Below are 2,107 nucleotides of genomic sequence, written 5' to 3' on the forward strand. Positions count from 1 at the left end.
ACATCGAGCAGAACTTTGACCGCACTCAAACCACTGGGCTAAACTGCCTAATCTTCCTGGCACTGCGAGAAAAATCCACCATCGCTTACCAGAAGAAAGAATGGGGGTTTGAGGACATACCCGAACAAATCATTGCTTGGTGCGATTCTCTCGAAGAAATCGAACTCATTGAACTCTTAGCCGATATTGCCGCTAGCTTATTGGACGACATTATCACGGCTAATTTCGTGCCAACAAACGCTCAAATGATTGCTATGCAAGCGATTGAGGCAAAAGTCAACACCCCACTATTGAGCGACTATTAACGCACGATCAAGGCACATGTCACCCACTATCGACGTACACATTGCCTACTATCGACCCACTTATGAGGCACATGTCACCCACTATGACCGACCAACAGACCACAGATCGAGCCACTACTAACGGCAAATCAGCCAACAATACTGAACCTAAAAACAGGAAGCCGAGACAGTGGAAAGAAATGGCAGACGATCCACTCTCTGAAGGATTCGATTCTCACCAAGCTGAGTACGTAGTAGGTAAAACTCAGGTAATTTTTGAAACTTTATCCCCTGGACAGCTGTTCTCTCGAACAAAAACCGGGAGAACCCTTTACGTCAAACTCAACGATGGACGGGCAGTTTGCCTTGATACTCGTCAGCCCTTTGAAGTCAGCCCAGCAAGACGAAAGACCTTGCCCTGTTGGGTTGTAATCATTTTCAACAGCACCACTGCCAACAAAGCCGATGTTTAAAGGCGATCGCCATCCGCAACAGGTACACGATCGCCCAATGGAATATTTTCTGAAAAAAACATCCAATCAAAATTATATGACTGATCAACATCCCAGTAACGAAATTCACCGCGTCGGCTTAAGAGAAGGACAGCTGCTTGGCAACGGTGCCACTGACAAGGAGTGCGCCGAAATCTCAGCCGCCTATCTCCAAGGAAAACCACTACCTGTTAGTGATAACGAAGTTATCAACCGAATCAACGACCGACTGACCCAAACTAGCGGCTACGGCTTGTACAGCGCCTGGGGGGAAGAATGACTGAAGATACTCGTAGCCCTTGGCTGATTGCAGCTATCGCTATATCTGAAGAACTAAAAAAACAACCGCCAGAGGTACAAGCAGAATTTCGGCTACTGAGCAAGAAAACTTACCCCGAAACTTGGAAAGCCTTACGAGAAAAGGAGCAGGAGGAGCAGAAATGAATCAAGTAAGCATTCTTATCTGCATCATAGGCGCTCTAATAATTGCGATCGCACTGTGCCAGCAGGAAAATCGCCCTTTCTACCTCAAAATCGAGGTGCAGTATGGCAGATGAGCAAAAAATTGTCGTCGAGGTTCCCAGCCGGAGGTCAAAGATATTTTGCTGCTTCGGGTTGGGTTAGTTGCTGTGGGGGTATTGCTAGGAATATGAGCAGTAATTTGCATCCTTCCCAGTTACACCAACACTTGCAAATGTACTTTTGTGCCAAGTGGTCCTTTTGGGGCAGTTTAACTGTTAGCTGTGGCTTGTTGTTCCTGGGGGCAACTCAAAAGCCTGAGTCTAAGCCGTGGATACTGGGGGCATCTGTTGGCGTTCTGGAAGTCGGACGCAGACATCGCCAAACAGCCAAACTTCTGCAAGAATCACTCGGCGATATCGACCGAGCCTCACGGGTCAACTTTCAAGCCTGGGCAAAAGTCAATACCCAACCCACGGCACAGTTAACGCTGAGTGTTGGCGTTCTTGATGCCAACTGGCAACCAGAAAACTTAATCACTGACCCGGTTGAGTACATCCAGAAAAAACAAAAACACGTTGCGCTCGTTGGCGGTACTGGTGACGGGAAATCAACCTTTACTCAGTACCTGTCCTCTAAAATCGGCGGTAGGGTCGTTGTCTATGATTCCGATGCCAAGCCCGACGATTGGGCATGGATTGATCAAGCCGATGTTATTGGTCGCAAAGGTAACTTTAAAGCCATCAACAAAGCTGTTAGCTATTAGCTATTAGCTATTAACCCGGTACATGCCTCGCCCCTCGTGGGCGAAAAATTAATCTTGGGGAGGTTAATACCCCGCTGTTAGCTGTTAGCGGTTAGCTGTTAGCTAAT

The 2,107-nt window shown here is 47.5% G+C and carries 5 protein-coding genes; all 5 read left to right on the forward strand.

Features of this window, described 5'->3' with window-relative positions:
* Window positions 1–305, forward strand: a 305-nt coding sequence (locus tag LC574_RS37175) for a hypothetical protein (protein ID WP_229458631.1), incomplete at its 5' end; no start/stop codon positions are given.
* A gap of 83 nt (window positions 306–388) precedes the next feature.
* Window positions 389–757 (forward strand): hypothetical protein, encoded by a 369-nt coding sequence (locus LC574_RS37180; RefSeq protein ID WP_229458632.1) that lies wholly within the window; start codon window positions 389–391, stop codon window positions 755–757.
* A complete protein-coding gene (locus tag LC574_RS37185; protein WP_229458633.1) occupies window positions 750–1,055 on the forward strand; it encodes a hypothetical protein in 306 nt (101 codons plus the stop codon). The genes LC574_RS37180 and LC574_RS37185 overlap by 8 nt, the downstream gene beginning before the upstream one ends.
* Complete coding sequence (locus LC574_RS37190) at window positions 1,052–1,219, forward strand: hypothetical protein (RefSeq protein ID WP_229458634.1); 168 nt, start codon at window positions 1,052–1,054, stop codon at window positions 1,217–1,219. Before LC574_RS37185 ends, LC574_RS37190 begins: the two co-directional genes overlap by 4 nt.
* A 109-nt stretch (window positions 1,220–1,328) precedes the next feature.
* On the forward strand, window positions 1,329–2,000 hold the full coding sequence (locus LC574_RS37195) for a hypothetical protein (protein ID WP_229458635.1): 672 nt from the start codon (window positions 1,329–1,331) through the stop codon (window positions 1,998–2,000).
* The last annotated feature ends 107 nt before the right edge of the window (window positions 2,001–2,107 follow it).

Source organism: Nostoc sp. CHAB 5715 (assembly GCF_020829685.1).
Lineage (GTDB): Bacteria > Cyanobacteriota > Cyanobacteriia > Cyanobacteriales > Nostocaceae > Nostoc.

Bases quoted from the DNA above. Each gene is read 5' to 3' on its own strand.
- LC574_RS37190 (WP_229458634.1), top strand. From the start codon at position 1,052: ATGACTGAAGATACTCGTAGCCCTTGGCTGATTGCAGCTATCGCTATA.
- LC574_RS37185 (WP_229458633.1), top strand. From the start codon at position 750: ATGTTTAAAGGCGATCGCCATCCGCAACAGGTACACGATCGCCCAATG.
- LC574_RS37180 (WP_229458632.1), top strand. From the start codon at position 389: ATGACCGACCAACAGACCACAGATCGAGCCACTACTAACGGCAAATCA.
- LC574_RS37195 (WP_229458635.1), top strand. From the start codon at position 1,329: ATGAGCAAAAAATTGTCGTCGAGGTTCCCAGCCGGAGGTCAAAGATAT.